The sequence below is a fragment of the Arthrobacter ginkgonis genome, assembly GCF_039540195.1.
Classification (GTDB): Bacteria; Actinomycetota; Actinomycetes; order Actinomycetales; family Micrococcaceae; genus Zafaria; species Zafaria ginkgonis.
In genome coordinates, this window is sequence record NZ_BAABEO010000042.1 from 1 (window position 1) to 851 (window position 851).

1 protein-coding gene is annotated in these 851 nt (G+C 67.2%); it reads right to left on the minus strand.

Going from position 1 to position 851, the window contains the following annotated elements:
• Positions 1-83 precede the first annotated feature (83 nt).
• Entirely contained in the window at positions 84-794 is a 711-nt protein-coding gene (locus ABD912_RS23225) for a hypothetical protein (RefSeq protein ID WP_345154822.1), read from the minus strand.
• Positions 795-851 lie beyond the last annotated feature (57 nt).

Here is an 851-nt window from a genome sequence, read left to right on the forward strand (position 1 = left end):
TGAGCCCGAGTGCCCTGGTGGCAGATGTTCGTGGGGTGTTCGATGACTTGGTTCGTGTGGGTCGGCTGGGCTGGTTCGAGCGGCTAGGGGACGGGGGTGGAGATGATACTGCGCCAGGTTCCTGGCTGCAGAGCGTAGGCCGGGTCCGGGGTGTCGATCGCGCGCATGGCGGTGGTGTCGTGCAGCAGGGGAGCGGCGTAGTACTGCAGGGCCAGGGACAGGGCGCGGACGACGAACATGGACTCGCGGCCGCGGTAGCACTGGTAGCGGAAGGTTGCCCAGCGCAGGGCGTCCATCAGCGAGTTGACCATGGTTTCGGCCTCTTCGCGGGTAGGTTCGACCATTTTGTAGGCCACCTCGGCCCGGTGGAGGGTTTCCCCCCAGCCGTGGGGAGCGGCGGCGAGCAGGGACATGCCGGCGTCGTCCGGAGCGTCGACCAGGGCCGAGAGCATCGGGTCCAGGCGCAGGTCCGAGGAGGACGGGGCGACCAGGTCGGTAGCCGCATCCCAAGACAGCGCACCGCCGTCGTCCATGACGACGTCGCCGTCCGGGGTGGTGGTCAGCTTGCGCCACGGGTCCTCGTCCGGGAGAGCCTGCATAATCATGCTGATCGCGCCGGTGAAGAGGGCGGCGACGGACTGCGCCTTGTCAACGGCGATGCCGGTGATGCGCTGTTCGTACTCGAACTTGCGCCGGGTGCTGGTGAGCGGCTCGGCGACCGTGACGATCCACGCTGCGACCCAGGTCTTTTCCGTCGGGTGGAGGCGAAGGTTGTCGGGAAGGATGTTGATCAAGGGGTTCCTCTCTCATGGGTGTGTTCCACCAGGGGAGAGAGGGGTCCGGGACGTCCG